General features: G+C 64.2%; 20 protein-coding genes. 3 read left to right on the forward strand and 17 right to left on the reverse strand.

Annotated elements, in window-relative coordinates:
• Nucleotides 1–166 precede the first annotated feature (166 nt).
• Entirely contained in the window at nt 167–1,072 is a 906-nt protein-coding gene (locus tag ACF8FB_RS25305; protein ID WP_020192324.1) for a LysR family transcriptional regulator, read from the forward strand.
• A 59-nt stretch (nt 1,073–1,131) separates the two neighbouring features.
• On the opposite strand, the gene ACF8FB_RS25310 is transcribed toward ACF8FB_RS25305, so the two are convergent.
• Entirely contained in the window at nt 1,132–2,010 is an 879-nt protein-coding gene (locus ACF8FB_RS25310; RefSeq protein WP_010954509.1) for a DMT family transporter, read from the reverse strand.
• Between the two features lie 245 nt (nt 2,011–2,255).
• Here ACF8FB_RS25310 and ACF8FB_RS25315 point away from each other — a divergent pair, with 245 nt between their 5' ends.
• Nucleotides 2,256–3,080: an aldo/keto reductase gene (locus tag ACF8FB_RS25315; RefSeq protein ID WP_392512336.1), complete on the forward strand. Its 825-nt coding sequence runs from the start codon at nt 2,256–2,258 to the stop codon at nt 3,078–3,080.
• A gap of 14 nt (nt 3,081–3,094) precedes the next feature.
• On the opposite strand, the gene ACF8FB_RS25320 is transcribed toward ACF8FB_RS25315, so the two are convergent.
• From ACF8FB_RS25320 to ACF8FB_RS25340, 5 genes are all read right to left on the reverse strand, one after another.
• Nucleotides 3,095–5,194 (reverse strand): putative bifunctional diguanylate cyclase/phosphodiesterase, encoded by a 2,100-nt coding sequence (locus tag ACF8FB_RS25320; RefSeq protein WP_392512337.1) that lies wholly within the window; start codon nt 5,192–5,194, stop codon nt 3,095–3,097.
• A gap of 161 nt (nt 5,195–5,355) precedes the next feature.
• Nucleotides 5,356–5,850 (reverse strand): GNAT family N-acetyltransferase, encoded by a 495-nt coding sequence (locus ACF8FB_RS25325; RefSeq protein WP_010954548.1) that lies wholly within the window; start codon nt 5,848–5,850, stop codon nt 5,356–5,358.
• Nucleotides 5,851–5,966: 116 nt separating this feature from the next.
• A complete protein-coding gene (gene catA, locus ACF8FB_RS25330; protein WP_010954549.1) occupies nt 5,967–6,902 on the reverse strand; it encodes a catechol 1,2-dioxygenase in 936 nt (311 codons plus the stop codon).
• 43 nt (nt 6,903–6,945) lie between these two features.
• On the reverse strand, nt 6,946–7,236 hold the full coding sequence (catC, locus tag ACF8FB_RS25335; protein WP_010954550.1) for a muconolactone Delta-isomerase: 291 nt from the start codon (nt 7,234–7,236) through the stop codon (nt 6,946–6,948).
• Between the two features lie 21 nt (nt 7,237–7,257).
• The gene (locus ACF8FB_RS25340) at nt 7,258–8,379 is read right to left on the reverse strand and encodes a muconate cycloisomerase family protein (protein WP_010954551.1); all 1,122 of its coding nucleotides are present in this window, start codon (nt 8,377–8,379) and stop codon (nt 7,258–7,260) included.
• A 135-nt stretch (nt 8,380–8,514) separates the two neighbouring features.
• On the opposite strand from ACF8FB_RS25340, the gene catR reads away from it, so the two are divergent.
• Nucleotides 8,515–9,387, forward strand: a complete 873-nt coding sequence (gene catR, locus ACF8FB_RS25345; protein WP_010954552.1) for an HTH-type transcriptional regulator CatR — start codon at nt 8,515–8,517, stop codon at nt 9,385–9,387.
• A gap of 132 nt (nt 9,388–9,519) precedes the next feature.
• On the opposite strand, the gene ACF8FB_RS25350 is transcribed toward catR, so the two are convergent.
• The 11 genes from ACF8FB_RS25350 to ACF8FB_RS25400 form a co-directional block, all read right to left on the reverse strand.
• Nucleotides 9,520–10,362 (reverse strand): helix-turn-helix transcriptional regulator, encoded by an 843-nt coding sequence (locus ACF8FB_RS25350; protein WP_049586547.1) that lies wholly within the window; start codon nt 10,360–10,362, stop codon nt 9,520–9,522.
• 53 nt (nt 10,363–10,415) lie between these two features.
• Nucleotides 10,416–11,828: an aminotransferase gene (locus ACF8FB_RS25355; protein WP_350298025.1), complete on the reverse strand. Its 1,413-nt coding sequence runs from the start codon at nt 11,826–11,828 to the stop codon at nt 10,416–10,418.
• A 34-nt stretch (nt 11,829–11,862) separates the two neighbouring features.
• Nucleotides 11,863–12,966 carry a polyamine ABC transporter substrate-binding protein gene (locus ACF8FB_RS25360; RefSeq protein ID WP_350298026.1) on the reverse strand — a complete coding sequence of 368 codons (1,104 nt, stop codon included), beginning with the start codon at nt 12,964–12,966 and terminating at the stop codon, nt 11,863–11,865.
• A 193-nt stretch (nt 12,967–13,159) separates the two neighbouring features.
• Nucleotides 13,160–13,861 carry an NAD(P)H-dependent oxidoreductase gene (locus ACF8FB_RS25365; protein WP_014590556.1) on the reverse strand — a complete coding sequence of 234 codons (702 nt, stop codon included), beginning with the start codon at nt 13,859–13,861 and terminating at the stop codon, nt 13,160–13,162.
• A 98-nt stretch (nt 13,862–13,959) separates the two neighbouring features.
• The gene (locus ACF8FB_RS25370; RefSeq protein WP_350298028.1) at nt 13,960–15,150 is read right to left on the reverse strand and encodes a pyridoxal phosphate-dependent aminotransferase; all 1,191 of its coding nucleotides are present in this window, start codon (nt 15,148–15,150) and stop codon (nt 13,960–13,962) included.
• 24 nt (nt 15,151–15,174) lie between these two features.
• Nucleotides 15,175–16,404 (reverse strand): alanine racemase, encoded by a 1,230-nt coding sequence (gene alr, locus ACF8FB_RS25375; protein ID WP_010954558.1) that lies wholly within the window; start codon nt 16,402–16,404, stop codon nt 15,175–15,177.
• A 34-nt stretch (nt 16,405–16,438) separates the two neighbouring features.
• Nucleotides 16,439–18,046 (reverse strand): 5-guanidino-2-oxopentanoate decarboxylase, encoded by a 1,608-nt coding sequence (locus ACF8FB_RS25380; protein WP_392509490.1) that lies wholly within the window; start codon nt 18,044–18,046, stop codon nt 16,439–16,441.
• Complete coding sequence (locus ACF8FB_RS25385) at nt 18,039–20,156, reverse strand: acetate--CoA ligase family protein (protein WP_010954559.1); 2,118 nt, start codon at nt 20,154–20,156, stop codon at nt 18,039–18,041. The genes ACF8FB_RS25380 and ACF8FB_RS25385 overlap by 8 nt, the downstream gene beginning before the upstream one ends.
• A gap of 17 nt (nt 20,157–20,173) precedes the next feature.
• A complete protein-coding gene (locus ACF8FB_RS25390; protein WP_010954560.1) occupies nt 20,174–21,334 on the reverse strand; it encodes an acyl-CoA dehydrogenase family protein in 1,161 nt (386 codons plus the stop codon).
• 33 nt (nt 21,335–21,367) lie between these two features.
• The gene (locus ACF8FB_RS25395) at nt 21,368–22,162 is read right to left on the reverse strand and encodes an enoyl-CoA hydratase/isomerase family protein (RefSeq protein WP_392509491.1); all 795 of its coding nucleotides are present in this window, start codon (nt 22,160–22,162) and stop codon (nt 21,368–21,370) included.
• A 239-nt stretch (nt 22,163–22,401) separates the two neighbouring features.
• Nucleotides 22,402–23,808, reverse strand: a complete 1,407-nt coding sequence (locus ACF8FB_RS25400; protein WP_392512343.1) for an amino acid permease — start codon at nt 23,806–23,808, stop codon at nt 22,402–22,404.
• Between the last annotated feature and the right edge of the window lie 142 nt (nt 23,809–23,950).

Below are 23,950 nucleotides of genomic sequence, written 5' to 3' on the forward strand. Positions count from 1 at the left end.
TAGAGTGGCTGTTGGAGCCTGATAGGCTGGCTCTGTCAGGCGCAGGCCTGTATCGGCCTCATCGCGGTCAAGCCCGCGATGAGGCCGGCACATCCATACAAGGCACAAGGCCCCGCGCCATGCTTCAATACACAGCCATACCCTTTGCCCAGGACGCCGAGCCCTCATGAACCGCAACGACCTGCGCCGCGTCGACATGAACCTGCTGGTGCTGTTCGAAGCCCTGATGATCGAACGCAACCTGACCCGCGTGGGTGAAAAGCTGTTTATCACCCAATCCACCGTCAGCGCCGCCCTCGCCCGCCTGCGCGAGCTGTTCGACGACCCGCTGCTGATCCGCAGCGGCCGGGCCATGGAACCCACCCCACGGGCCATGCAGATCTTTGCTGAACTGGGCCCGGCCATGGACGTGATTTCCGCTGCCATCAGCCGCGCCCGCGAGTTCGACCCGGCCAACAGCTGCAACGTGTTCCGCCTGGGCCTTTCTGACGATGCCGAGTTCGGCCTGTTTCCGGCCCTGCTGCAGGCCCTGCGTGAAGAAGCCCCCGCCATCAGCGTGGTAGTGCGGCGGGCCAATTTCCTGCTGATGCCGGGCCTTCTGGCCAGCGGCGAGATCTCGGTAGGTGTGAGCTATACCACCGACCTGCCGGCCACCGCCAAACGCCGCAAGCTGCGCGACATAGGTGTACGGGTGCTGCGCGCCGACGACCGCCCGGGGCCTCTGACCCTCGACGAATACTGCGCCCGCCCGCATGTGATGGTGTCGTTTTCCGGTGACATGAGCGGCAACATCGACCTCGACCTGGCACGCATCGGGCGTTGCCGCAAGGTGGTGCTGGCGGTGCCGCAGTTCGGTAGCCTGCGCGCCCTGCTGCGCAACACCGAGCTGATCGCCACGGTACCGGACTATGCCGCTTGTGCCCTCGCCGACGACGGCAGCTTGCGCGCCGACCCGGCGCCGTTCGACATCACCGAGGCCGAGCTGTCGATGGTCTGGAGCGGCGCCCAGGACAACGACCCCGCCGAGCGCTGGCTGCGCGACCGCATCCTGCAGTTCATGGCCACGCAGTGATGCCCTCTTCGCAGCACAACGCTGCGCCTACCGGTCGCCCAGCCTGAAGCACGCGGCTGCTATTTGCCGCGCTGCATCCACGCTGCGCCAAGCCCACTGAGGCAGATCACCAAAATCCCCACCAGGCTCAGGGTATCCGGCACCTGGCTGTACACCACGAAGCCAAGCAACCCGGCAAAGACGATCTGGCAATAGCTGAACGGCGCCAGCAACGCCGGCGCTGCATGGCGGAAGGCCTGGGTCAACAGCAGGTGCGCAGTCATGCCGAAGCCGCCCAGTGCCAGCATCAACAGGGCATGGTCCCAGCGCGGCACCTCCCAGAAGAACGGCACCAGGGCACTCATTGCCAAGGTGTTGCACAAACCCGCATAGAAGTTGCTGGTGGTCGGGCTGTCATGCGCCGCCAGGATGCGCGTCAGCAACTGATAGAAGCAGAAGCCCAATGCCGAACCGAACGGATACAGAATGGCCGGGGTAAACATCGCCCCACCCGGGTGCACCACCACCAGCACGCCAATAAAGCCCATGACCACCGCCACCCACTGCCCCACTGTCACTCGCTCTTTGAGCAGCGGCGCCGACAGCGCGGTGACCAGCACCGGGGCAAGAAAGTTGACGGCCGTGGCCTCGGCCAGTGGCAGGTATTGCAAACCGGTCGTGAACAGCAGGCTGGTGCTCAGCAGGCTCAGGGCCCGCAAGGTCTGCAGTACCGGCCGACGTGTGCGCAATACATTGAGCCCAGACTTGGGCAGGAAGATACCGGCCATCAGCAGTGTGTGCACCACATAACGCGCCCATACCACCATGACTATCGGGTACAGGCCACCCAGGAATTTGGACAAGGCATCGTGGCTGGCAAACAGGAACGTCGCCACCACCACCAAAGCGATGCCACGCAGGGGTTGGTTGACGCCGGACAGCGGTGTGCTGGAACTCATGGCTCTCTCGATGACGGCGCGGCAACATGCCCCGCCCAAGGAAGACCGCGCAGGCATCGCCTGGCGGATGTAACAGCTGGGATTCTAGAAGAGATGCCGCAGCATAAGGAAGTTCATTTGCCGCTTGCCCCGGCCAAGTGCAATTTCTGTTCGGTGATCGACCACTTTTCACCTTGTAAGCATGGCCCGTGCACTGTCGATCGCCGACCATCGACCGACCCCTGCCCACCCTACAAGGAATTTACATGCAAAGGCTCAGCACACGCACCGGCCTGGACCTGCCCGCCATCGGCCTGGGCACCTGGCCAATGACCGGCAGTGAATGCACCCAGGCCGTGCGCCAGGCACTGGACGTGGGTTACCGGCATATCGACACTGCCACCGCCTACGAAAACGAAGCAGCCGTTGGCCAGGCGCTGCGCGACAGCGACGTGCCACGCGAGCAGATCCACCTGACCACGAAGGTCTGGTGGGACCGCCTGGAGCCCAACGCCATGCGTCAGTCGCTGGAAGACAGCCTGCGTGCGCTGGGTACCGAACAGGTCGACCTGTTCCACATCCACTGGCCAGGCAAAGACTGGGACCTGGCCCGCAGCATCGACACCTTGGTAGCCCTGCGTGACGAAGGCAAGGCGCGCCACATTGGCGTGGCCAACTTCCCGTTGGGGTTGCTGCGTCAGGTGGTGGAAACCCTGGACGCGCCGTTGTCGGCGATCCAGGTGGAATACCATGTTCTGCTCAGCCAGCAACCGCTACTCGACTTCGCTCGCAGCCATGACCTGTTGCTCACCGCCTACACCCCGCTGGCACGCGGCCAGGCAGCGGCGCAGCCGGTGATCCAGGCGATCGCCCGCAAGCATGGCGTGCTGCCCAGCCAGGTGGCGCTGAAATGGCTGCTGGACCAGGACGGCGTGACGGCGATCCCCAAAGCCAGCAGCCGCGAAAACCAGCTGGCCAACCTGGCCGCGTTGACCGTGCCGCTGGATGACGAAGACCGCGCAGCCATTGCCGGGCTGCCGAAAGACCAGCGCGTGGTCAGCCCGCCGTTTGCCCCGGACTGGAACAGCTGAGGCCGCCGCGCAAGTCATTGTTCTTGCGTGATGACCTGCTTCAACCGCTCGCTCGCCGGTGCCGGCCGCCCGTAAAAATAGCCCTGGAAGTGCGAACAGCCTTCCTCCGCGAGCCGGCGCATCTGCTCCTCCGACTCCACGCCTTCAGCCGTGATCTTGATCATCAGGCTGTTGGACAGCTCGGTAATGGCGCGAATGATCGACATGGCCTCGCGACTGTCGCACATGTCATGCACGAACGACTTGTCGATCTTGATCCGGTCGAACGGGAACGAACGCAGGTAGCCCAACGATGAGTAGCCGGTGCCAAAGTCATCCAGTGAAATGGACACGCCCAGGTCTTTCAGCGCGCGCAAGGTGCGCACGTTCTCCTCGCTGTTGCCCAGCAGTACCGACTCGGTAATTTCCAGCTCCAGCCGCTGCGGCGGCAGGCCCGAGTCGGCCAGCGCGAGGGCGACGGTATGCACCAGATCGCCGTTCTTGAACTGCACCGCCGACAGGTTGACCGACACCGTCTGCTCACTGTCCCAACTGGCCGCCTCCTGGCAGGCCAGGTTCAGCGCACGGTTGCCCAGCTCGTGGATCAACCCGGTTTCTTCAGCAATGGGGATGAAGTCCATCGGCATGACCATGCCACGGGTCGGGTGTTCCCAGCGCAGCAGCGCCTCATAACCGGTAACGCTGCTGGTCTGATGATCGACTACCGGCTGGTAGTGCAACTGCAACTGCCCCAGGTGCAGCGCTGTGCGCAGGTCGGTTTCCACCAGGCGGCGCTGGCGGGCGGCAACGTCCAGTTCGACATCGAAGCATTCATAACGATTACGGCCGTTACGCTTGGCCTGGTACAGCGCCATGTCAGCGTAGCCCAGCAGTTGCTCTGCCTGGTCATGGTCATCAGGCGCGATGGCGATGCCGATGCTCACCCCCACCGCGAACTGATGCCCTTCGATCCGGAACGGCGGGCTGATGGCCTTGATCAGGCGCTGCGCGGTATTGCACGCGGCATCCCGCCCCTCCAGGCCCGTCAGCACCACGGCAAACTCGTCGCCACCCAGGCGGGCCAAGGTGTCGTGCTCACGCAGTTCGCGGCGCAGACGCTTGCCCAACTCGCGTAGCAACTTGTCACCAAACGCATGGCCAAGGGAGTCGTTGATGTTCTTGAAGTTGTCCAGGTCCAGGCACAGGGCAGCCGTCAGCTTGGCGTTTTCGCTGCCGCGCAACAGGGCCTGGCGTAGCCGTTCGTGGAACAGCGTACGGTTGGGCAACCCGGTGAGCGCGTCATGGTGCGCCATGTGGTGGATCTGCGCATGGGCGGCCAGCTCTTCGGTGGCGTCTTCAGCCACGAACAACACGTAATCGGCCTGCCCTTCGCGGTTTTGACTAAGCAGGGTACGGCTACGCAGTGTGCGTGGGCCGCGGGCGGTGTCGACGCGGGTTTCGGCGGCGTGCCCCTTGGTGCTGCGGGCACCCCGCACGAATTGCTGCTCCAGATAGTCACCGGCAGCCGGCGCCAGGCATTCCCTGGGCAACTGGCCGATCATGCTGCGCTGCGGCCCGCCGAACAGGCGTTCGGCCTGCTGATTGGCCAACAGGATGCGCTGGCTTTCCAGGTCCTGGACGATGACGCTCGCGGGAATGTTGGCAATGACCGAATCGAGAAACTGCGAAAGCTTGGCCATTTCCTGGCTGTACTGCTCGGCCAGCTCTTTGGCCTGCAGCAGTTCGAGCTCCTGGCGGTGGCGTTCGGAAATGTCGCGGGTGACCTTGGCGAAACCCACCAGTTGCCCGGCATCGTCGTACACCGCTTCGATGACCACATGGGCGTGGAAGGCCGTGCCGTCCTTGCGCAGGCGTGCGCCCGTTTCTTCAAAGCGTCCGGTGCTGCGCGCCTGCTCCAGGTTGAATGCCGGCAACCCGGCTGCGCGCTCGGCATCGGTGTAGAACAACGAGTAGTGCTGGCCGACGATTTCCTCGGCACGGTACCCCTTGGCGCGCTGGGCGCCAGGGTTCCAGTTGGCGACGATACCTTCAGGGGTGAGCAGGTAGATGGCATAATCCACCACGCTCTGGATCAACAGCCGGTACATGATGTCGGGGTTTGCTGCGAGCGACATGAACTTTACCTGAACCTTCGAAGCGCATGAAAAGGGACCCCGGCAAGCGGCGGCCGGGTCTTGGAAAGCGATGGTGGCATTATGCCGCTCGCGAGCATTTTGTGAAGCACATCACAAAAATGGCGCTATCCCTTATCTGGACGAACGAAAGCACCCCGCTCTCAATGGCGGGTGCCGGTCACCAGGAAGTTGAGCAAGTCCGGCTCATCCCCCAGGGCGATAGCCTGCGCCGGCCGCGGCAGGCTCGCCAGCACGGCATTGCAGAAAGCCACGGCGGGCAGATCCTGTGCGTAGCAACGCAGCAGCCAGTCACCCTCGCCCCCCAGCAACTGCAACGCCACAGCTCGGCCGATGCCCTGGCGACGGTACTTCTTCAAGATGAACAGGTCGGCAAGCTCCTGCGCAACGATGCCAGGCAGCTCGCTGCGCTCGACCAGCACGAAGCCGGCGATGAAGCCGTCCACCAGCACCAGATACGCGCCCCAGCCGTCGTCCTGCCAGTAGCGTTGCAGGTGCTCCTCGTGGATGTAGAAACGGCCGTCCGCCTCGACGTCTTCCTGCTCCCAGTCGGAGGACTCGTAGCAATAGAACTGGTAGAGATTGCGGATCAGCGACGCCTGGTCGATGGTGGTTGGCAGCAGCGCGATGGGGAGCATGGTGTGGGGGCCTGAACAAAAAGACGATTCTAGATCACCCGCCCCTGGCGACAAAAAGCCCGAGGCCTCCCCGCACGGAAAGCCCCAGGCAAAATCACAGTGACATAACCTCGAACTCAGCCCTCCTGCAACGCCCGCGGCCGATGGCTTCGCGCCTCGGCGTCAGGCGACTTGGCACCCTGCAAGCGGAAGTCGAATGACAGCTCGGCAAAGCGCTCGCCTTGCACGCCGCGGTCGCGCGCCGCCGCCGCATCCTCGACAAAACGCAGTTCGCCGATCAGCCCGTCGCGGGTGGCATAGGCAAAGTCGTCCCACAGGTACTTGTCGCCAGCAAAGTTGATCTGCGTGGTCAGGTGGCGGTGCCCCGGTGCCGAGATGAAGAAGTGCACGTGCGCCGGGCGCTGGCCGTGGCGGCCGAGCAGGTCCAGGCATTCCTGGGTTGGGCCCTGCGGGTCGCAGCCATACCCGGACGGCACGATCGAGCGCGCGCGGTAGCGGCCCTCGGCATCGGTGATGATACGCCGACGCAGGTTGAACTCGGACTGGGTCGAATCGAAGTACGAATAGGTGCCCTGGGTATTGGCGTGCCACAGGTCGACGGTGGCACCGGCCAACGGCTTGCCGTCGGCATCGAACACCTGGCCCTGAAGGAACATCACCACGCCTGGGTCAGTGCCGTCGTCCATGCGCGCTTCGCCCTGGGCCAGCGGCGCCCCGGCAACGTACAACGGGCCTTCGATGGTGCGCGGGGTGCCGCCGCCAAGGCCGGCTTCGGCATCCTTGGCATCCTGCAGCAGGTCGAGGAAGTGCTCGATGCCCAGGCCGGCAGCCAGCAGGCCTGCCTCGTTACGGCCGCCCAGGCGGTTGAGGTAGTCGACGGCGTGCCAGAACTCGTCCTCGGTAATCTCCAGGTCTTCGATCAGGCGGGCGGTGTCTTGCAGCACGCGCAGAATGATCTGCTTGAAGCGCGGGTTTCCTTCGGCATGATCCAGGCCAGCTACCCGGTTGAAGAAGGCTTGAATGTCGGCAGTGTGGGAAATTTTCACGGTCATCGTGCTTACCTCGTATTGTTCTTGTCAGGCATACAGGTGCGAATCAGCGATCGTCGCTGTGAATAGACGAGGGATGCCGACACAGGCCGTCGACCTCGATATCCATGTACGGGAACAGCGGCAGCTGCATCAGCGTGTCATGCAATGCCTCGACGCTGGGCACATCGAACACGCTGTAGTTGGCGTAATGCCCGGCAATGCGCCACAGGTGACGCCAGATGCCTTCGCGCTGCAGGCGCTGGGCCAGTTCCTTTTCGTCGGCCTTGAGCTGGGCGGCCTTGGCCGGGTCCATGTCGACCGGCAGCTTCACGGTCATCTTCACGTGGAACAACATGGTTATCTCCTTGATTGCTGATCAGCGACGGGCGAAGCGCGCCAGGCGCTGTTCGTCCAACGTCAGGCCCAGGCCTGGGGTGTGGGGGATGTGCAGCTGGAAGTCGCGGTATTGCGGCGGCTCGTTGACGATCTCCTCGGTCAGCAGCAGCGGCCCGAACAGCTCTGTACCCCAGGTGAGCTGGCGCAGGGTGAGGAATGCATGAGCCGAAGCCAGGGTGCCGATCGAACCTTCGAGCATGGTGCCGCCGTACAAGGCGATGCCAGCGGCCTCGGCGATCTGTGCAGTGCGCAGAACCGCGCGCGGGCCACCATTCTTGGCGATTTTCAGGGCGAAGATGCTGGCGGCGCCGTCGGCGGCCAGGCTGAAGGCGTCCTCGACGCTTTCGATCGACTCATCGGCCATGATCGGAGCCGGACTGCGCTGGTTCAGGCGCACCTGGCCAGCGCGGTTGATGCGCGAAATCGGCTGCTCGATCAGGTCGATGCCGTTGTCGCCCAATACCTGGCAGGCGCGGATGGCCTGGGACTCGTCCCAGTACTGGTTGACGTCGACCCGCACGCTGGCGCTGTCACCCAGCTCGCGCTTGATCGCGACCACGTGCTTGAGGTCCTGCGCCACCGGGTTGGCGCCGATTTTCAGCTTGAACACGCGGTGCCGGCGAATGTCCAGCATGTGCTGTGCTTCGGCGATGTCGCGGGCGGTGTCGCCGCTGGCCAGGGTCCAGGCCACTTCCAGGCTGTCACGCACGCGGCCACCCAGCAGTTCGCTGACCGGCAGGCCCAGGCGTTTGCCCTGGGCGTCGAGCAAGGCGCTTTCGATGCCGGACTTGGCGAAGGTGTTGCCCTTGGCCAGCTTGTCCAGCTTGAGCATGGCGGCATTGATGTTGTCTGCCGGCAGGCCAATCAACGCTGGGGCGAGGTACGCGTCGATGTTGGCCTTGATCCCTTCGGGGCTTTCGTAGCCATACGCCAGGCCACCGATGGTGGTGGCTTCACCGATGCCTTCCACGCCATCGCTGCAGCGCAGTCGCAATACCACCAGGGTCTGCTGCTGCATGGTGTGCATCGCCAGCTTGTGCGGGCGAATGGTCGGGAGATCGACGATAATTGCATCTATGTGTTCAATCAGCACGCTTGTCATTGTTGCCAGGTCCCGTCAGGTCGGGCTTTCAGTTGCAGGCCCGAGTGATGCGTTTACTTGATTGCTGAAGGATTGCGCGAGACCCTGACGACCGTCCAATATCAAATGAATCTCCCACCATACCCTGGAGGTCTGATGGAGCTGCGCCACCTGCGTTACTTCAAAGTCTTGGCCGAGACCCTGAACTTCACCCGCGCCGCCGAGCTGCTGCACATCGCCCAGCCCCCCCTGAGCCGGCAGATCAGCCAGCTGGAGGACCAGCTCGGGACCCTGCTGGTGGTGCGCGAACGTCCGCTGCGGCTGACCGAAGCCGGCCGCTTCTTCTACGAACAGACCTGCACCGTGCTGCAGCAGTTGCAGAACATCAGCGACAACACCCGCCGCATCGGCCAGGGCCAGCGCCAGTGGCTGGGCATCGGCTTTGCACCCTCTACCCTGTACACCGTGCTGCCGGAGCTGATCCGCGAACTGCGCCAGGACAGCGAGCTGGAACTGGGCCTGAACGAAATGACCACCTTGCAACAGGTGGAGGCGCTGAAAAGCGGGCGTATCGACATTGGCTTCGGGCGCATTCGCATCGACGACCCGGTGATTCACCAGCAGGTGCTGTGCGAGGACCCGCTGGTGGCCGTGCTGCCCAAGGGCCACCCCCTGGCGGGCAGCCCGCTCAGTCTGGCCCAGTTGGCTGGCGAAGCGTTCATCCTCTACCCGGCCAATCCCCGGCCCAGCTATGCCGACCACGTGCTGGCGCTGTTCGCCCACCACGGCATGAGCATTCGTGTCAGCCAGTGGGCCAACGAACTGCAGACCGCCATCGGCCTGGTAGCGGTTGGCGTCGGTGTGACCCTGGTACCGGCATCGGTACAGCAGCAGCACCGTCCCGACATCGAGTATGTCGGCCTGCTTGATAGCGGCGCCGTCAGCCCGATCATCCTCAGCCGGCGCAAGGGTGATGTGAGCCCGATCGTGCAGCGGTGCCTGGCGTTGATCGAGCAACAGGCCATATGAACACACCATGCCCACAGGGGCTGTATAGCCCTGCCCTATTGGCTATGCCGGCCCCGTATACCCATCGGTATAGGGATGTTCCCATTGAGCTGTTTCATGCTGCGACACGCGAATCGCCAGGGCTCAAGACAGTCAATCTAAAATCATCGGCAAATGATCACCGCGTAACCAGTCGATAAACCGTGCAAACAACTCCGATTGCGAGTTGATCTCAAGCTTCATGTACAGGTTCTTACGGTGCATGCGCACGGTCTCCGGCGAAATACCCAACTCCAGCGCGGTAGATTTCACCGAGTGCCCGCGCAGGATCATGTGCGCCACTTCCCGTTCGCGGTCGGTCAGCACCTGGCAGCCGAAGCTGTCGAACGCTGCCTGCAGGCTGCCGCGCTCGGTTGATGCAGCGCCCGGTTCCAGGTTGTGCCGGGCATAACGCCCCAGCAGTTCGCGCACCATCGGCTCCAGCGCACGCAACAGGTCGACCTGCCCGGCGTTCAGGCGCGTGCCGCTGCAGCCCTGGAACAGGCTCAGCGACAGCTTGCGGCCTGCGCTGATGTCGACGATGTAGTAGCTGTCTTCACTGCAACCTGTACCCAGGTAATAGGCCTTGTAGTAGTCGCTGTCGAAGAAGTTGTCGGGGGCGATTTCCTGCAGGTGGTAGAAGCCTTCGGCCAGGCCGCTTTGCACGGCAAGGCAGAAAGGGTCCAGCAGGTAGCCGGCGCTGAAATAGCGCTCCAGCACCGCGGCCCGATGCCGTTCGGGGATGCCTTGCTGGTACAGCAACTGCGGCGCCCGCCCCTGGCACTCAAGGCTGATCATCATCGACTCCACCTGCACCAACTGGCCGATGGCAGCGGCCACATACTCCAGCGCCTCGGGGGTTTCACCATGGGCCAGGGCGCGCTGCAACGCCACGTGCCACTGCTGCAGCGCGCCCATTGTGAGGGTAAGCGGGGTATCGGGGGAGGCCTGGGTCATGCCCGGCAGTCTAGCCTGCCAGGCACGCCCGCGCACAGCCCTTTGCGCCAGGTTCATCGGCCTTGGTACAGGCCAAGCGCCGTGAGTTCACGCGCGGTTTCGAGGATGCACTGGCGCAGCGTCTCGACGATCTCGTCCACCTGCGCATGGGTGATGATCAACGGTGGCGACATCACGTTCAGGTGCATGATCGGGCGCACCAGCAACCCTTTTTCCTGCGCCTTGCTGTGGATGCGCTCGCCGATGTTCACCTCATCGGCGAACAGCGCCTTGCTGGCCTTGTTGGCGACGAACTCTACACAGGCCATCAGCTTCATGCAGCGCACATCCCCCACCAGCGGCAGGTCGCGCAGGCTCTGCAAGCGTTGCTCAAGGTAACCCCCCACGTCCTTGACATGATCGAGCAGTTGCTCGCGCTCGATGATCTCGATGTTCTTCAGCGCCGCCGTGCAGCACACCGGGTGGCCGCTGTAGGTAAAACCGTGGGTGAAGCAACGGCCCTTGCCTGGCTCGGCAATCACTTGCCAGATACGCTCGGAAAAAATACACGCACCCAGCGGCAGGTACGCCGAGGTCAGGCCTTTGGCGGTGGTGATGATGTCAGGGATGACGCCAAACAGTTCCTCGCTGGCGAAGAAGGTGCCCAGGCGCCCGAACGAGGTCACCACTTCGTCGGCGACGAACAGGATGTCGTAGGTCTGGCACAGCTGCCACATGCGCTGGAAGTAGCCCTTGGGCGGAATGATCACCCCGCCCGAGCCCATGATCGGCTCGGCGAAGAACGCCGCCACGTTGTCGGCACCCAGCGAGAGGATCTTGTCCTCGAACTCGGCCACCAGGAAGTCGAGGAACTCCGCCTCGTCCATGTCGTCTGGCGCGCGGTACGGGTTGGGGTTGGAGACGTGGTGGATCAGGTCGTGGTGGTAATCGAACTCCGGCACCCGGTCGGCGGCCTTGTTGCCAATCGACATGGTCAGGGTGGTGGAGCCATGGTAAGCGTTGTAACGGGCGATGATGTGCTTCTTGTGTGGCTTGCCGCGGCAGTTCTGGTAGTACTGGATCAGCCGGTAGGCGGTGTCGACAGCGGTCGAGCCGCCGGTGGTGAGGAACACATGGTTCAAGTCGCCCGGCGCCAGCTGCGCAAGCTTCTGGCACAGTTCGATGGCCACGTCGTTGGCCATGTCGGAGAACGGGTTGGAATACGCCAGCTGGCGCACCTGGTCTACGATGGCCAGGGCCATTTCCTCGCGGCCCAGGCCGATGTTGGTGCACCACATGCCGCCGACGGCATCGAGGAAGCGGTTGCCGTGGGTGTCACGAATGTAGGCGCCCTCACCGGCGACGATGTTCAACGCACCTTGCTCGCGGTGCTCGTCGAACACATGGTAGCCGTGCATGTAGTGGGCCTTGTCGGCCTCCACCAGCGGGTCGTGGGCGATAGCGAATGCTTTGCTTGGGGTGGCCATGGGCAGCTCCTTGGCGAGAATTTTTGGGCAGTGTTCAGAAACCGGTCTTGACCGTGCTCCAGACACGGGTGATGGCGCGCATGTCCTTGGGGCTCTGGGTTTTCTGCGCGAACAGGCGCTCACGGGTTTTTGCGTCGGGGTAGATGGCCGGGTCCTGGCGGATGTCGTCACGCACCAGCGCGGTGGCGGCGGCGTTGCTGTTGGCGTAGTGGATGTAGTCAGTGACCTTGGCCATGGTCTGCGGCTGCAGCAGAAACTCGATGAAACGGTGCGCGTTGGCCGCGTGCGGCGCATCCTTGGGGATGTACAGGTTGTCGAACCAGATCAGCGAACCTTCCCTGGGGATGAAGAACGACAGTTTGATGTCCTTCTTCGCTTCCACTGCGCGGGCCTGGGCGGTGGCATAGTCACCGGACCAGGTCAGCGCCAGGCAGACATCGCCGTTGGGCAGGCTGGTGAGGTAATTCACCGAATCGAACTTGCGTATGTAAGGGCGGATGCCCAGCAACAATTGTTCGGCCGCCTTGAGGTCGGCCGGCGACGCGCTGCGCGGGTCCTTGCCCAGGTACTGCAAGGCCAGTGGGATGACCTCAGTGGGCGCGTCCATCAGGGTGACACCGCAGTCGGCGAAGCGCGAGACGATCTTGGGGTCGAACAGCATGGCCAGCGAACCGATCGGCGCGTCGGGCATGCGTGCGGTGATCTTGTCGACGTTGTAGGTGACCCCAGAGCTGCCCCAGGTGTAGGGCGCCGAATACTTCAGGCCAGGGTCGTAGCCCTGCAGGTCGTTCACCACCTGCTGGTCGAGGTTGTGCCAACTGGGCAGTTGCTGCTTGTCCAGTGCCTGGAACACACCGGCGCTGATCAGCGGGGGGACCAGCGAGGCGTTGAGCATGACCAGGTCGTAGCCGGAACGGCCGGTGAGCAGCTTGGTCTGCACGGTTTCGTAGCCATCGAAGGTGTCGTAGATGACCTTGATGCCGGTGGCCTTCTCGAAGTCGGCCAGGGTGGTTTCACCGATGTAGTCGGTCCAGTTGTACAACCGTAACGTGTTACCGCTGCCCACCTCTGCCGCCTGGGCAAGGCTGGCGCCAGACGCCAGCAGCAGACCGCCAATCACCTTCAGTACCTTGCGCATGGCAACTCCATCGTGTGAGTGCTCCGGATCGAGCCGATGGGTTCACTATCGGTGGATTCGCCCAGGGGTGACATACCCCGAATGTGTGGGTGGTCGTTTTTTGGCAGGTGGCGCTGGAAGGTTTGCAGAACATCGTATGCCGACAAAATGTTGGGGCCGCGTTGCGGCCCCAGTGGTCAATACAGGAGAAAGGTCACGTCAGCGGGTACAACGCTTCATCGAACTGCGCCAGTCGCGGGAACACCAGTGGCTGGTCGTCCGAGAGCTGCTCCAGACGCTGCCGGTATTGCTGCAGAAAGTCCTGCCGCGCATCAGCACTGATGTATGGCACATGCCACGCCACGAACGGCGGCAGCACCTCGAACCCGACATAGGCCAGCGTGCCCCGCAGAATCGGCCGCAGCATGTCTTCCAGCGGCCCGTGAATCGCGCCGTCGCCAAACATGTGCTCGCGCCCGCCCAGGGTCACGGTCACCAGCGCCCTCTTGCCGGCCAACCCGCCCTGGTCGTAGAAGCGCTTGCCGCCATAGCACACCCCCGACACCAGCACCCGGTCGATCCAGCCCTTGAGCATGGCCGGGGCCGAGAACCAGAAGATCGGGAAGTTCAGCACCAGCAGATCGGCCCACAACAGCTTGTCCAGCTCCTGCTGGATATCTGCGGCAATGGCACCGCGCTTGACGCCCTGACGCTGCTCCAGCGCATACACGAGGTACTCGGGGTTCTCGCGCTGGGTAAAGTCATCGGCACTGGCCACCGGGTTCCAGCCCATGGCGTACAAGTCACTGACCTGCACCTGATGACCTTGGGCACGGAAGGTTTCCACAGCCTGGTCACGCAGGGCTGCCGTGAACGATTGCGGTTCGGGGTGAGCGTGGACGATCAGTACATTCACAAGCATTCTCCTCACACAAAACAGGTTATCTTGCCGCAGTGGTTCAGCAGCGCGCGCCTTCCTCCTGGCCCGGGCGGCGCATACGCTGGACGGTGTGCTCACGCATCCGTCTGCCCGCGCATCAGTTCGCCGGCGCAGCGGGCAATGCGCTGGCAGGCATCGACCAGCGCCTCGTTACCCAGCACCAGGCCCAGGCGGATATGCCCGGCAGCGCTAGGGCCGAATGCCTCGCCGGCAAGCACCGACACGCCCTGGCTGTCCAACAGGTAGTCGGCGAAGGCCTGGGCGCTAACGCCGGTTTCACGGATGTCGAGCATCACGAACATGCCACCATCGGGCTTCAACGCCTTCAGGCCCGGGCAGCCGGCCAGCTGTTCGCACACCAGATCGCGCCGCTGGCGGTAGGCTTCGCGCATGGCGTCCAGTTCGGGCAACGGGTGCTCCAGCGCCACCACGGCGGCATCCTGGACGAAGTCCGGCAAGCCGTAGAGCATGCACAGGGCGAGGTTTTCCAGATGCGTGGCCAGTGCTGTCGAGCCGACCACCCACCCCATGCGCCAGCCGGTCATGGCATGCGATTTGGACAGGCTGTTCAACGTTGCAGTGCGCTCGGCCATGCCCGGCAGGCTGCCGGGGCTGACATGCTCGCCTTCATACAGCAGCTCGCTGTAGACCTCGTCAGAGATCAGCCACAGATCATGGGCAACGCACAGTTCGGCCAGCGCCTCCCAGGTGGCGCGCGGCAGGCTCGCCCCTGAAGGGTTGTGCGGGCTGTTCAGGGCCAGCGCGCGGGTGCGCGGGGTAATGCGCTCGGCGACGTCACGCGGGCACACGCGAAAGCCATTCTCGGGCTTGACCGGTACCGGCACCACCTTGGCGCCACAGGCGCCGAACACGGCCTCGTAGGTGACATACATCGGTTCGGCAACGATCACCTCATCGCCTGGGTCGAGTATGCACTGGGCCACGCAGTACAACGCGCACTGGGCCCCCGCCAGCACCGTCACCTGGTCGGCGCTCACCGCCTGGCCGCTGCGCTGCCGGTGACGGTTGGCGATGGCCTGGCGCAGCGCCAGCTTGCCGCGTACATCGGCGTAATGGGTATGGCCAGCGCGCAGGCTATCGATGGCCGCCTCGACGATAGGCGCGGGAGTGTCGAAGTCCGGGTCACCCACCGACAGCAGCAGGATGTCCTTGCCCTCAGCCTGCAGCGCCAGGGCGCGGTAGTGGATGTCCCAGGCCGCAGCGCCGTCGCCGGCGATGCGTTGGGTGAGCTTGGCGTAGCGCATGGCAATCTCCTTTCAATGGCAATTTCAGTCGACGAGTATCTTCGGGTTGGAATTGCCCCATACGGTGTACAAATCGGCGAGCAACGCGCCGTTGATTTCTTCCATCTCGGCCTGGGTGATTTCGCCCCCGGCCTGCTTGCCGAACAGCACCACTTCGTTACCCCCCTTCACATCAGGGAAGTCGGTGACATCGACCATCAGCGTGTTCATCGACACCTTGCCCACGACCGGCACACGGTGGCCGTTGATCAGCACATGGCCCTTGTTGGTGAATACCCGGCGGTAGCCATCGGAGTACCCGACCGTAATGTTGGCCAGCCGCGAATCACGGGCCAGGGTGAAGGTGCGGTCATAGCCCACGGTGTTGCCGGCCGGATAGCTGTGCACCGCCGCCACGTGCGATTTGAACTGCATCGCACGTTTGTACTCGGTGCGCGCCGGCACGGTGTCGCCGAACAGCGCGCCACCCGTTCGTACCATGTCCAGGCGCGCTTCCGGCACTTCCAGCGTAGCGAACGAGTTGGCGGCGTGCAGGGTGAGCTTGCTGCGGTCCAGCCTGGCGTGCTTGATCAACCAGTCGGTCTGCTCGTTGAATGCCGCCAGGCCCTTGCGTACATCGTCCTTGTCTTCCACGGCGAAGTGGGTCATCAGCGCGACCAGCTTGAGGTGCTTCTGGTCGGTGATCTGCAGCGCTTCGCCACGGCCGGACCAGGTGGCCATCTCCACCCCGTTGCGGCTCATGCCGCTGGAGTTGAGCGCCATGTGAATGCGCAAGGTCTTGCCATGGCGCGCGGCGATGGCATCGGCCTGGCGGGCAAATTCCGCGCTGCCCACCAGCTCTTCCATGTCGTACTGCAAGCCATCTTCCAGCTCGCTGAGGCTGGCCAGGCGTACCCGCACCAGTTGCCCGGTGAAGCCACTGGCGCGGACCACGCGGGCCTCCTCGTTGCTGGCCACCGCCACGCAGGGCACGCCTTGGGCGATGATCGATGGCATTACCAGGCCGATACCGTGGCCATAGGCATCGGCCTTGAGCACGGCGCACAGCTTGGACTTGCCGGCCAGCTCGGCCTGCAGCGTGCGGATGTTGTGCTGCAGGGCGCTGGCGCTGACTTCGACCCAGGCATTGCTGTTTTGCACGGTCAGGGTGTTGGTGCCGTTGTCCATCGACAACGGTGGTGCCGCATACAGGGGGGCCTGTCCGGTGATCAGAAGTGCCAGGGATGCAGCCAGAAGGGTACGGCGAAAGGGCATGGTGATTACTCGTGTTCTTGTCGTAGTGCGCGCCTTAACAGACGCAGGTGTGTTTGAGTTCGATGAACGTCACGCCGGGTATGGCGAAACCGCTGGCCAGGTCAGCCTGCAGCGCGTCCAGGTCGCGTGGCTGGTGCACGGTGCAACCGAAGGCGCGGGCCAGGCCGATGAAATCCGGGTTGCGCGGCAGCACGCCGACCGGCTCGATATCCAGGCCGAGCATATCGTCGCGGATCTGGCCGAGGGCGTCATTGTTCCAAAGCAACACCACCAGCGGCCGGTGCAGCTCCTCGACGGCAGTGGCCAGTTCCTGCGCGGTGTACAGGAAGCCGCCATCACCCACCAGTACCAGGCCGGGGCGATGGTCGCTGGCGAACATGCCACCAATGCCGGCCGGCAGGCCGTAGCCGAGGGTGCCGTAACCGGTGGGGTGCAGCCAGCTACGTGGCGCCCGGCTGGCGAAGGCGTAGTTGCCGGTATAGGCCAGCTGGGTCATGTCGCTGCTGATGAAGGCATCGTCAGGCAGTACGGCGGCGATACGGTCCAGAATGGCCTGGTGCGTGGCCTGCAACGGGGCATGCCCATTGCGGATGGCCTGGCGCAGGGTGGCCACCGCCGCGCTGGCCTGGGCCGGGTCACGCTGAAGTGCGGGCAGGTGTTCGAGCAAACCGTCCAAGGTTTGCCGGGCATCACCCTGCAGGGCAATGGCACAGGGGTAGAAATCGTTGAACTTGCGCGGGTCGATGTCGACGCGCAGCAGCTCGCCGCGGATCGGCAGGCGCTCGCGCCAGAAGTCGGTGTCGGCCATTTCGGTGCCTACGGCAAGCACCACATCAGCCTGGCTGATCAACTGCCAGCCGGGTTCGACGCACAGGCTGGCGCCGGCATTGAGTGGCGCGTCTGGTGGCAGCAAGCCCTTGCCGGCCACGCTGGTGAACAGAGGCGCTGCCAGCCGTGTACTGAGTTGCTGCAACTGCTCAGCCGCGTGCAACGCGCCACCCCCGGCAATGATCATAGGCCGCTGGGCGGCGGCAAGCTTCAGGGCAGCCTGCTCGAGGGTTTCGCGGCACGGCTGGCCACGCCCGGGACGGCGTACCACCTCACCGCTCCAGTCCCGGCTGACCGATGCCGCCAGCACGTCCAGGGGCACCGAAATGTGCACCGGGCGCGGTCGTTCGCTGTCGAACACTGCCCAGGCGCGCGCGATCAGCTCGGGCAAGTCGTCGCCCTGCAGGGCCACCGCAGAAAACGCCGTGATGGGCGCAGTCATGGCGCGCTGGTCCTGGGTTTCATGCAGGCAGCCCCAGCCCTTGCCCAGGCTGGCGGTGTGGTTGACGCTGGAAATCACCAGCATCGGCACCGAGTCGGCATAGGCTTGGCCGATGGGGGTGGCGACGTTGGTCACGCCTGGGCCGGTGATGACGAAGCACACCCCCGGCTTGCCACTGACCCGCGCGTAGCCGTCGGCCATGAAGCCGGCGCCCTGCTCGTGGCGGGTCAATACATGGCGAATGCCGCTGCCCGGCAGGCCACGGTACAGCTCCAGGGTGTGCACGCCGGGGATGCCGAACACGGTCTCCACGCCGTAGTTGGCCAACAACCGCACCAGCGCTTGGCCGGCTGTCAGGGTAAGGTCATTCATGTCGTTCTCCTTGCGCCTGGCCAAGGCGGATCAGCGCGTCGACTGCGGTGGTACCGTTGGCACCGACCATCAATGGGTTCACATCCAGCTCCATCAACTGCCCGGCGTTTTCGCAGGCGTAATCGGCGACTGCGCGGATGGCCGAGACCAAGGCATCGAGGTTGGCGGCCGGACGGCCACGGAAGCCTTGCAGCAGGCTGGCACTGCGCAGGTTCAGCAGTGCGGCGCGGATGGCGCTGTCGGTAGTGGGCAGCAACAGGCTGACACTGTCCTTGAGCAGTTCGACCAGCACGCCGCCGGCACCGATCACCAAGGCCAGGGCAAAGTTGTTTTCACGCTTGATGCCCACTATGAGCTCGGCCAAGGGCGGCTCGGCCATGGGCTCGAGCAGCACCTGATCAAACGCAACCTGCGGGGCGTAGTCAGCGATGCACTGGCGCATCTGCACCAGTGCAGCTTCCAGGGCGCGAGCATCGCGCAGGTTCAACGCCACAGCACCAGCTTCGGTCTTGTGCGGCAGCTGCGCGCTGACCGCCTTCAGTACCAAGGGGTAACCGACGCGGGCGGCGTCTGCCACGGCGCGTTCGGGCGTACTCAGCACGCCCGCAGGCACCGGCAGACCGAAGGCGCGCAGGGCCTGCTTGGATTGCCATTCGTCCAACAGTCGGCTTTCGCCCGTGAGGGCCTGCGGGCACAGCGGTACCCGCACAGCCTCGCCCTGGTCCATCAACCGCTGGCGGTTCTTTTGGTAAGCGACGATGCGCCCCCAGGCCGCCAGGCCGTCTTCCACACCCTGCAGGGCAGCGATGCCCCGCGCATGCAGGCGCTCACGCGCACTGGCAGGCAACAGTTCCGGGAAAGCCGAGGTGACGAAGCCGATCTTGCCGTGGCGTTCAACGGCATCGCAGTACAGCCCCAGCAGCAGGTCGCATTCCTTGCGTTCGCCGGTAAACGCCGCCGGGTAGTCCAGCACCAGCATCGCCGCGCCCGCGGCGCCGCTCAGGGTGTTGTCGAGCATGCGTTGCAGGGCGGCTTCATCGCCCCAGATGGCAGTGGTGAAGTCCAGTGGGTTGACCAGGTTGGCATAGCCCGGCAACACCTCGGCCAGTGCCGCCACCTGCCCTTGCTCGAGCTTCGGCAGTTGCAACTGGTTGCGTTCGGCGTAGTCGGCAATCAGGCCGGCATCGCCGCCTGAGCAGGCCAGCGCAATCAGCTCGCCATCTGCCGGCAAGCGTCCGCAGGCTGCGGCCTTGAGCGTTTCGACAAAGCTCACCGGGCCGCTGACGCGGATCACGCCCAGGCGCTGGAACAGGCTGTCGTACAACGCATCGGAGCCGGACAACGAGCTGGTGTGGCTGAGCGCCAGTTCAGCGCCGATCTGCGAAACGCCCGTCTTCAATGCAATGATCGGCGTGCCCTGCTGCAGCGCCTTGCAAGCGGCGCGGGCAAAGCCCGGCACGTTCTTCAAGCCTTCCAGGTGCAGGCCGATGGCGGTTACCCGTGGGTCGTCGAGCAGCACATCCATCAGCTCGGCCACACCCAGTTGCGCCTGGTTGCCGACCGAGGCCATGTAGGCCACTGGCAGGGAGCGGTCGCTCATGGACAGGTTGTAGGCGAAGTTGCCACTTTGCGTGAGGATCGCCACCCCCTTCTCCACTTGCTGGCCACCATGCGCCACCGGCCACAGGGCGGCACCGTGCAGGTAGTCGAGCAAGCCATAGCAGTTGGGGCCGAGCAAGGCCATGTTGCCGGCGACGTCGAGCAGGCGTTGCTGCAACTGGCAGCCCTCCTCACCGCTTTCGGCAAAGCCCGAGGCATAGCAGATGGCGCCACCGGCACCACGTGCAGCCAGCTCGGCAACGCACTGCAGGGTCAGCTCACGGTTGGTGGCGATGAACACCGCGTCCGGGGCGTAGGGCAAGTCGGCCACCCGGGCCACGCAGGGGATGCCTTCGAGGCTTTCATGCTGCGGGTTGACCAGCCACAGCTCACCGGCAAAGCCGCCTTCGGCGCAGCGCTTGAGCGCCCGCGCCATGCTGCGCCCGCCAACGAAGGCCAGGTGCCGGGGCGCCAGCAGGCGCTTGAGGTTGTCACGAATCGATTGCGACATGAGTGTTCTCCTGGCGCTCAGCGCAGCAGCGGGCGCAGCAGTTCGCGGGCGATGATATGCCGCTGGATTTCCGAAGTGCCCTCCCAGATGCGCTCGATACGCGCGTTGCGCCAGATGCGCTCAACCGGCCCTTCATCCATCAGGCCCATGCCACCGAAGATCTGCACCGCTTCGTCGGCGACCTTGCCCAGCACCTCGCTGGCAAACAGCTTGGCCATGCCGGCCTCACCGTCGGTCATGTTGCCCTGGTCCATCTTCCAGGCGGTGTGCAGGGTGAGCATCTCGGCCGCGCGGATCTGCGTGGCCATATCGGCCAGCTTGAACGACACCCCCTGATAGCTGCCGATGGCCTGGCCGAACTGCTTGCGGTCGGCGGCCCATTGCAGCGACAGGTCGAGGGCGCGCTGGGCCTGGCCCACGCAGTTGGCGGCGACCATCACCCGGCCGGCGGTAAGCCAGGCGTTGGCCACTTCCCAGCCCTTGCCCACTTCGCCCAGCACCTTGCTGGCCGGCACCCGGCAGTCGTCGAAGAACAGCTCGTAGGTGTGATAACCACGGTTGCTCACGCACTTGGGACCACGGCGGATGGTCATGCCCGGCGTACCCCGGTCGACCAGCAAGGCGGTGACCGCATTGCGCTTGCGCCCGTTGTGCTCGTAGGTGTCGGTGACAGCGAAGACAATGGCGAAATCGGCGTGGCCGGCGTGGCTGATGAAGTGCTTGCTGCCGTTGATGACAAAGTCATCGCCCTGGCGCACGGCGCGGGTCTTGATGGCGTTGGCATCAGAGCCGGCGCCCGGTTCGGTGAGGGCGAAGCAGTCGACCTTCTCGCCCTGCACGCACGGCAGCAGGTAGTCGTTGATCTGTTCGTCCTTGCAGGCCATGAGGATTTTCGACGGCCGTGCAACGAAGACATGCAGCGCCCAGGACACCTTGGACAGCTCACGTTCGATCAGCGCCTGGGACAGGTAGTCCAGGCCGCCCCCTCCCACTTCCTCGGGCATGTTGAAGGCATAGAACCCGGCAGCGATGGCCTTGCCACGGATCTGCGCGGCCAGTTCGGGTGACACGGCGTCGGCGCGGTCCACCGCTTCCTCATGGGGCAGCAGCTCCTTGGCAACAAAGCTGCGTACCGCTTCCACCAACATTTCTTGTTCTTGGGTCAGTTGGAAATTCATCTGCGAAGGTCCTGATGAGGGTCGGGTATCGGATTACTGGCCGGTAAAACGGGGGGTGCGACGTTCCACCGAGGCTTGCAGGGCCTCGGCGCCATCCTGGCTGCGGCCACACAGCAGGCCGGCGTGGCGCTCGGCCTCCAGCTGCTCGGCCAGGGTGCGCCGGGCGCCGTCGCGTATCAGCCGCTTGGTCTGCGCATAGGCGAAGGTCGGGCCGTTGGCCAGGCGCCCGGCCAGTTCGGCGGCAACGGCAGGCAACTGCTCGTCGGCGCAGACTTCGCTGACCAACCCGGCGGCCAGGGCGCGATCGGCGCCCCACAACTCGTCGAGGAACAGCAGGCGCTTGGCCTGCTCGCTGCCGATCAGCCGTGGCAGGTGCCAGCTGGCGCCGGCATCGGGGCTGTAGCCCATGCTGGTGTAGCCGGCCTTGAAGCGCGCCGAGGCGGCGGCGATGCGCAGGTCGCAGCACAGGCTGAGGTCCATGCCACCGCCCACGGCGGTGCCGTTGATGGCGGCGATGGTGGGTTTGTCGAGGCTGTGCAGGCGCAGCATCAGGGCATGGGCAGTTTCGGTCCAGCCATAGCTTTCCAGGGTGCCGGCAGCTTCGGCGGCAGCCCATTCGGCCAGGTCGGCGCCAGCGCAGAAGCTGCGGCCGCTACCGGTCAGCACCACCACGCGTAGGGCGGGGTCGTCGGCATGGCTGTCGAGCAAGGCGTGCAGTTGCTTGAGGGTGGGAATGTCCAGCGCGTTGCGCTGCTCGGGGCGGTTGAGGGTGATCCAGGCAACGCCGGCTTCGACCTTGCTCAACAGTGACGACGACGGGGTGGTCATGGGGGGCCTCGGTGTTGTTGTGATGGTGTTGGAGGACTTGATGAGGGGGATACTAAACGAGTGTTCAGCAAGGCGGGATGGGCTGTTACAACTTCGCACAACTCGGTGTCTGGCGTTACACAAGGGCGTTCGTCATGACGGCTTTATGGCCTGTGAGATCGCGCACCGCGTAGGCGGCGCTCGACCTCACAGGCGCTGAAAATGCAGCGACCAACACCTGCCGACGACGAGCTGCGGCGTCAAACCCCTGGTGTGCTGGGTGCGAAGGCCCCCTGCCGACGGCGGTTGACGAAGAAGTACGCCGCATAGCACAGGGCAATGAAGCCAAAGCCCCAGTACAGCGACGGCCGTTGGGTTTCATCCAGCGCCAGGAACACGAACAGCGAACTGCACAGGGTGATGCACAGCAGCGGCACCAGTGGGTACAGCGGCGCCTTGTACTTCAGGTCCTGCAGTTGCCCGCCGTCACGCAGCCAGGCCTTGCGGAAACGGTACTGCGCCAGGGCGATGACGATCCAGGTCACGGTGCCGGACATGCCGCTCACCGCCATCAGCACCATGAACAGCGTGTCAGCCGCGACGAAGCTGGTCATCAGCGAGATCAGCGCAAAGCACAGGGTGATGCTCAGCGCCCGCAGCGGCACGCCACGCTTGCTCAGCGGCGACAGGCTTTTCGGTGCCATGCCAGTCTTGGACATGGCCCAGAGGATACGCGTGGAGGCATACAACCCGGAGTTGCCCACCGAGAGGATGGCCGTGAGGATGACGAAGTTCATCAAGTCGGCGGCGTAAGGGATGCCGACCATGTCGAACACCTGCACGAACGGGCTTTCCATCAGCCCGGCCTGCTCGTGCGGCACAATGGCCGACAGCACGGCAATCGCCAGCACATAGAAGATCAGCACGCGGAACACCACATTGCGCACCGCCCGCGAGATGCTCTTTTCCGGGTGCTCGGTCTCACCGGCAGCCACCCCCATGATTTCGCAGCCCTGGAAGGCATACACCACGGTCATCATCACCGCGAACACTGCCGACAGGCCATGGGGGAACAGCGACTCGCCCACCAGGTTGTTCAGCATCGGTGCGGGTGCCCCGCTGCTCAGGGGGATGGCACCGAAAATCACCAGCAGGCCAATGACGATGAAGCCGAGGATGGTTGCCACCTTGATGCCCGAGAACCAGTACTCGGCCTCGCCAAAGGCACGCGTGGCCAGGGCGTTGAGCCCGAACAGCACCACCACGAACAGCGCCGACCAGTACCAGATCGGCACCTCCGGGAACCAGCGGGTCATCAACATGCCGGCAGCGGTGAACTCCAGGCCTACGGTGGTGGCCCAGCTCATCCAGTACACCCAGCCGATCATGAACCCGGTGGCCGGGCCAATGTATTTGGTGGCGTGGGCCTGAAACGAACCGGACACCGGCATCTGCACCGACAGCTCGCCCAGGCAGACCATCACCAGGTACATCAGCAAGCCTGCGACCAGGTAAGCCAGGATCGCGCCCACCGGCCCGCCCTGATTGATGGTTACGCCCGAGCCCATGAACAGGCCGGTTCCAATAACCCCACCCAGCGACAGCATGAAGATGTGCCGGCTTTTCAGGGCGCGGGTGAGCTGGATTTTTTCAACGCTGTCAGTCATGGCACACCTCGCCATTGCGGCCGGTGCGTGGGAGGGTTCGAATGAGGGGCTGAGCGCTACGGCATGTCATTATTCTTGTCTCCAATAAGCCTCATGGACCGTGTGCAACACGGTTGCCATGGATTATTGGAAACGGATGTAA

It is taken from the genome of Pseudomonas sp. yb_2 (genome assembly GCF_043103905.1).
Lineage (GTDB): Bacteria > Pseudomonadota > Gammaproteobacteria > Pseudomonadales > Pseudomonadaceae > Aquipseudomonas > Aquipseudomonas alloputida.

What these genes read in the sequence shown, in the direction of transcription:
- ACF8FB_RS25305 (WP_020192324.1), top strand. Translation starts at nt 167, where the DNA reads ATGAACCGCAACGACCTGCGCCGCGTCGACATGAACCTGCTGGTGCTG.
- ACF8FB_RS25310 (WP_010954509.1), bottom strand. Translation starts at nt 2,010, where the DNA reads ATGAGTTCCAGCACACCGCTGTCCGGCGTCAACCAACCCCTGCGTGGC.
- ACF8FB_RS25315 (WP_392512336.1), top strand. Translation starts at nt 2,256, where the DNA reads ATGCAAAGGCTCAGCACACGCACCGGCCTGGACCTGCCCGCCATCGGC.
- ACF8FB_RS25320 (WP_392512337.1), bottom strand. Translation starts at nt 5,194, where the DNA reads ATGTCGCTCGCAGCAAACCCCGACATCATGTACCGGCTGTTGATCCAG.
- ACF8FB_RS25325 (WP_010954548.1), bottom strand. Translation starts at nt 5,850, where the DNA reads ATGCTCCCCATCGCGCTGCTGCCAACCACCATCGACCAGGCGTCGCTG.
- catA (WP_010954549.1), bottom strand. Translation starts at nt 6,902, where the DNA reads ATGACCGTGAAAATTTCCCACACTGCCGACATTCAAGCCTTCTTCAAC.
- catC (WP_010954550.1), bottom strand. Translation starts at nt 7,236, where the DNA reads ATGTTGTTCCACGTGAAGATGACCGTGAAGCTGCCGGTCGACATGGAC.
- ACF8FB_RS25340 (WP_010954551.1), bottom strand. Translation starts at nt 8,379, where the DNA reads ATGACAAGCGTGCTGATTGAACACATAGATGCAATTATCGTCGATCTC.
- catR (WP_010954552.1), top strand. Translation starts at nt 8,515, where the DNA reads ATGGAGCTGCGCCACCTGCGTTACTTCAAAGTCTTGGCCGAGACCCTG.
- ACF8FB_RS25350 (WP_049586547.1), bottom strand. Translation starts at nt 10,362, where the DNA reads ATGACCCAGGCCTCCCCCGATACCCCGCTTACCCTCACAATGGGCGCG.
- ACF8FB_RS25355 (WP_350298025.1), bottom strand. Translation starts at nt 11,828, where the DNA reads ATGGCCACCCCAAGCAAAGCATTCGCTATCGCCCACGACCCGCTGGTG.
- ACF8FB_RS25360 (WP_350298026.1), bottom strand. Translation starts at nt 12,966, where the DNA reads ATGCGCAAGGTACTGAAGGTGATTGGCGGTCTGCTGCTGGCGTCTGGC.
- ACF8FB_RS25370 (WP_350298028.1), bottom strand. Translation starts at nt 15,150, where the DNA reads ATGCGCTACGCCAAGCTCACCCAACGCATCGCCGGCGACGGCGCTGCG.
- alr (WP_010954558.1), bottom strand. Translation starts at nt 16,404, where the DNA reads ATGCCCTTTCGCCGTACCCTTCTGGCTGCATCCCTGGCACTTCTGATC.
- ACF8FB_RS25380 (WP_392509490.1), bottom strand. Translation starts at nt 18,046, where the DNA reads ATGAATGACCTTACCCTGACAGCCGGCCAAGCGCTGGTGCGGTTGTTG.
- ACF8FB_RS25385 (WP_010954559.1), bottom strand. Translation starts at nt 20,156, where the DNA reads ATGTCGCAATCGATTCGTGACAACCTCAAGCGCCTGCTGGCGCCCCGG.
- ACF8FB_RS25390 (WP_010954560.1), bottom strand. Translation starts at nt 21,334, where the DNA reads ATGAATTTCCAACTGACCCAAGAACAAGAAATGTTGGTGGAAGCGGTA.
- ACF8FB_RS25395 (WP_392509491.1), bottom strand. Translation starts at nt 22,162, where the DNA reads ATGACCACCCCGTCGTCGTCACTGTTGAGCAAGGTCGAAGCCGGCGTT.
- ACF8FB_RS25400 (WP_392512343.1), bottom strand. Translation starts at nt 23,808, where the DNA reads ATGACTGACAGCGTTGAAAAAATCCAGCTCACCCGCGCCCTGAAAAGC.